This window comes from Tunicatimonas sp. (assembly GCF_049647865.1).
Taxonomy (GTDB): domain Bacteria; phylum Bacteroidota; class Bacteroidia; order Cytophagales; family Cyclobacteriaceae; genus Tunicatimonas.
This window is the reverse complement of the sequence record NZ_JBARYM010000844.1, coordinates 1-1895: the sequence shown is the minus strand read 5'-3', so window position 1 is coordinate 1895 and position 1895 is coordinate 1. Positions and strand designations below refer to the sequence as shown.

The window sequence follows — 1895 nt, the reverse complement described above, 5'->3', positions numbered from 1 at the left end:
GCCCTACATTATTGATTCTGAAAATACAATTGTAGTTTATCAGTAGGGACGTCACTAATGATGTCCCTACCGAAATATTACTCTGCTGCTTCGGCTTCTTCTAGAGTTGGGTAGTCGGTATAACCTTCCTCACCTGGCGTATAGAACGTATCTTGATCGGGGTCTTGAAGTTCCGCGCCTTCTTTCATTCGGTGAACTAAGTCAGGGTTAGCAATAAATGGGCGACCAAAAGCTACCAAGTGGCCTAAGCCATCAGATAAGTCTTGCTCAGCTCGTTCTTTATCGTAACCCCCGCTAATAATGATGGTTCCGTCAAAAGCATCGCGAATTTTCTCTTTAATAGAACGGGGTACCTCAGGCGCGCCCATGGGCGAGTGATCTACAATGTGGATATAGGCTAAGTTTAGCTTACCTAACTCTTGGGCTAGATATTCGTAAGCCTTTTCTATTCCTTCAAATGCGCCGGTATCGTTAAAAACGCCGTAGGGCGATAGCCGAATACTGGTTCGTTCCGCTCCAACCGCATCGATGACTGCTTGCGCTACTTCCAGCGCAAATTTAGAACGAGCTTCGTGTGAGCCATTATATTCATTATCCAGACTATTCACATTAGGATTTAGAAATTGCTCAATTAAGTAACCATTCGCTCCGTGCAGTTCTACTCCATCGAAGCCTGCTTCAATAGCATTTTTTGCACTGGTTACGTACGCTTGTACCGCCTCCTTAGTATCTGATTCGTTCATTAGGCGGGCGGCCGGATGCGGTTGCGGGCCTGCCTTATCGGTATACATTTCCCCCTGCACCGGAGTAGTAGTGGTTCCGATTACTTCGGCCTCTTCTGGTAGGTTGTACGGATGACCTACTCGCCCGGTGTGCATTAACTGCATAAAGATTTTTGCTCCGCCTTGATGCGCGGCCTGGGCTACTTTCTTCCATCCCTGGGTTTGCTCAGTAGAGAAAGCACCGGGAATTCGGGGGTAGCCTAAGCTGTTAGGTGAGGGAGCTACTCCTTCGGTAATAATTAAGCCTGCTCCGGAACGCTGTCCGTAGTATTCAGCCATCAGTTCATTAGGGATATTATCGGTAGCCCGGTTTCGGGTCATAGGAGCCATCACCACTCGATTTTGCAGTGTGATTGATCCTAAGTTAAAAGATTCAAAAAGCATAATTAGTATAATTTAAAATAATTGTAACAACAATAATTCTATATACTACATTCTAACCTTTTAGTTATCTGTTTGTAGAGAAAAACTCAGGTGGAAAATGATAACATCAGCAATCAGCAATTCAACTATTTGAAGAAACGGGTAGGCAAAACTGGTAGCTGAGTTCCTCCCCGGAATTACTCTGTACCACATTACCGTTTTCATCTTTTGCAGTCCAAATAAAGCATACCTCATCACCGCCGTTGTCTTCTACTTCAATGGTTCCGTACTGTCCGCTGCTAGATCGGTATCCTTTAGAGTATGGTCCACCTTTGTAGGAACCGTAGCGATCGATGGGGGCAGCGTGAAATACAGGAATAGGAGCCCCACCGCCCTCGGCATAATCGCTATTAGAGCCATCGTCCATCGCTACCATGTGAGCATCTCCAGCAACAATACTAATCGGAATCTGGTGTTCTTTTACAAAATTAGCAATGGCTTGTCGTTCTTCAGGAAAACCACCCCAATCATCGTTTTCGTTACAATTGTAGTTCGGTCCTCCTTCGTGGTTAATGTAAGGAATGCCGGAGAGCCAAATTACTACCTGCCCAGAATCTTTAGCCGTTAGCATTTGGTTTTGGAACCACTTTAGGTGCGCTTCCGAACCGAAGTTGGTTCCAATTTTAGTTCGCTCGCAACCAATGTACTCCGGTTTTATTTTTTGCGAGCGTAAATCGGTTAGAATAAAGC

General features: G+C 45.3%; 2 protein-coding genes. Both read right to left on the bottom strand.

The window, feature by feature from the left end:
• Window positions 1-77: 77 nt before the first annotated feature.
• Entirely contained in the window at window positions 78-1166 is a 1089-nt protein-coding gene (locus tag WBA23_RS24310; RefSeq protein WP_424584872.1) for an alkene reductase, read from the bottom strand.
• Between the two features lie 121 nt (window positions 1167-1287).
• On the bottom strand, window positions 1288-1895 hold a 608-nt coding region (locus WBA23_RS24305), incomplete at its 5' end, for a hypothetical protein (RefSeq protein ID WP_424584871.1).